Annotated in this window: 3 protein-coding genes; all 3 read right to left on the bottom strand. The window is 37.9% G+C overall.

Annotation, left to right across the window (positions count from 1 at the left end; all coding sequences use genetic code 11):
* A partial coding sequence (locus tag ACKVOD_RS06445; protein ID WP_409208647.1) for a dihydropteroate synthase occupies positions 1-1,427 on the bottom strand: 1,427 nt, incomplete at its 3' end.
* Positions 1,428-1,525: 98 nt separating this feature from the next.
* Positions 1,526-2,338, bottom strand: coding sequence for a BRO family protein (locus ACKVOD_RS06440; protein ID WP_409208646.1), 813 nt, complete (start codon positions 2,336-2,338; stop codon positions 1,526-1,528).
* Positions 2,339-2,438: 100 nt separating this feature from the next.
* Positions 2,439-2,686 (bottom strand): homocysteine S-methyltransferase family protein (locus ACKVOD_RS06435; RefSeq protein ID WP_409208645.1); only part of this gene is annotated, 248 nt, incomplete at its 5' end.

The following is a 2,686-nucleotide window of genomic DNA, read 5'->3' as shown; positions in this document are numbered from 1 at the left end:
GTAATCAATCCGCTCAATCCAATAATATCAACCTCGTGTTCAATGGCCGCAGCGATAATTTTCTCTGGTGGAACCATAACCCCAAGATCAATGATTTCGTAATTATTACAAGCCAAAACCACGCTTACAATGTTTTTTCCAATATCGTGTACATCGCCTTTTACGGTTGCCATCAATATTTTTCCGTTCCCTTGTTTGTCGCCAACTTGTTTTGCTGCTTCGATATACGGCAACAAATACGCCACAGCTTTTTTCATAACACGGGCTGATTTTACCACTTGTGGCAAAAACATTTTTCCTGAACCGAACAAATCTCCAACGACATTCATCCCTGTCATCAGGTTGATTTCAATTACTTCGATTGGTTTTGTAGCTGCCAATCGCGCTTCTTCTACATCTAGTTCTATAAAAGCATCGACTCCTTTTACTAGCGAATGCGTAATACGCTCTTGAACGGTTCCAGAACGCCATTCTTGAATCGCTTTCTCATTGCTTTTGACATCTCCTTTTACATTCTCAGCAAAATCCAACAGCCTTTCGGTGGCATCATCACGAAGGTTTAGGATTACATCTTCTACGTGCTCCAACAAATCTTTTGGGATTTCATCGTAAATAGAAAGCATCTCTGGGTTTACAATTCCCATCGTCATTCCATTTTTGATAGCGTGGTACAAGAAAACAGAGTGCATCGCTTCTCGAACCGTATCATTTCCTCTAAACGAAAACGACACATTACTCACACCACCGCTTATGTGTGCGTGAGGCAAATTTTCCCGAACCCATTTAGTTCCTCTAAAGAAATCCAAAGCATTCATTCGGTGTTCTTCCATTCCGGTTGCTACGGGAAATATATTCAAATCGAAAATAATATCTTGAGGTGGAAAATTTGCTTTATTGACCAAAATATTATACGAACGTTGGCAAATTTCAACCCTACGGTCAAAATTATCGGCTTGACCCGTTTCGTCAAAAGCCATCACAATCACAGCAGCACCATAGCGTTTGATGAGTTTGGCGTGCTTTATAAACTGTTCTTCGCCTTCTTTTAACGAAATGGAGTTAACTACACTTTTCCCTTGAACGACTTTTAAACCTGCTTCGATAATATCCCATTTCGAGCTATCAATCATAATAGGCACACGCGATATATCGGGTTCGGCAGCAATTAAATTCAAAAATTTGGTCATGGCGTATTCGCCATCGAGCATTCCTTCATCCATATTAATATCGATGATTTGTGCGCCACCTTCTACCTGCTCTTTAGCAATGCTTAATGCTTCATCGTATTTCTCTTCCTTGATTAATCGAAGAAATTTTCGAGAACCTGTAACGTTCGTTCGTTCGCCAATGTTTACAAATACGCTTTCGGGCGTAATGATTAAAGGCTCTAATCCTGATAAAACAAGGTTTCTTCTCTTTTCTGCCATTTTTATTTTATTTGATCCTGCAAGGTTTTAAACCTTGTAGGTTTGAACTTATTTATAGCTACTTTTTTAAAAACTTGTAGTTCGTTTTTGTTAATCATTTATTCCAAAAGCTTTTTTGCACTAACGGGACTAACTATTTTTTTTCCTGTTTTGTCTTCAATTTCTTTTCGAGTATTTCCTGCAATAGTTCCACCTTGATTGGCGATTTTTTTATTTTGCTGAAAGGTAACTGGCTTTTTTTCTTTGCTGATTTCTGTTGTCGTAGCTTCTGCAAGCATATTTAAAACCAACTCTAAATTGGTCATATTATCCCGAAGATTTTCTTTTTTTAAATCCTTCAAATTTTTATATTCCTTAACCGAAAGTCCACTCCAAGCCTTGGTTATTTCATCTGTCAATATTGCAAACTCCTGTCCTTTTTTCACGCCTCGTATTTCCCATTCGTCAGTAAGATCTTTACGAACTTCTATACTTTTCAATCTTTGGTTGACCCATTCTTTAGAATATCCTTTCTTGAGGTAGGTTTCCATTAATCGGTCGATTCCTTTTTCGGGGTCAGCTATTTCGTCTAGTCTTTCACTTCCTACTTTGGCTAACCAAAGTTTAAAAGGCTCTGCGTTAGGTGATGGCACCGATTGAATAAGTCTAAAAATAGCTGTTGTTTTTCCAGCTAATGTTTTACGATTTTTTCCATTAGACAACATATTTACCTGGGGACAATTTGTCCCTATGTAGCTCCCCAATTCAGGATCTCGTTTTCTAATTTTCTTCAAATAATCCGTAGTGTTTTTGGAATCAGTCAATACAGAAATGACATCCACAATTGAAAAATACCATTGCTCCTCGTCATCATTCCATAAAGAACGAACTTGCTTTTGCTCGAATAGTTTTAATGCCGATTCTTTGGTCATATTTTAATTGTTGTGTTTATTCTTTGATTGCGAGCGCAAGCTTTAAGCTTGCACTTTTGGAGGTCGGCTATAATTCTGACGCAATAAACGCATCTTTATTTTACATTGTTGCACTCGAAACTCTCGGTTTATAATCCTTTGCAATATCGGCAATCAACTTAATGTGTGCCGGAGTTGTTCCGCAGCAACCGCCAATTATGTTTATTAAATTATCATCTAAATATTCTTTTATAAAAACTTGCATTTGCTCTGGTGTTTCGTCGTATTCTCCAAAGGCGTTTGGCAATCCAGCATTAGGATGCGCTGAAACGTTGAAAGACGTATTTTGCGACAAAGTCTGCAAATACG

This window comes from Flavobacterium sp., assembly GCF_046155325.1.
In the GTDB taxonomy this organism is placed as follows: domain Bacteria; phylum Bacteroidota; class Bacteroidia; order Flavobacteriales; family Flavobacteriaceae; genus Flavobacterium.
The sequence above is the reverse complement of the archived record's forward strand: the minus strand, read 5'-3'. Positions and strand labels throughout refer to the sequence as shown.

What these genes read in the sequence shown, in the direction of transcription:
- ACKVOD_RS06440 (WP_409208646.1), bottom strand. Translation starts at nt 2,338, where the DNA reads ATGACCAAAGAATCGGCATTAAAACTATTCGAGCAAAAGCAAGTTCGT.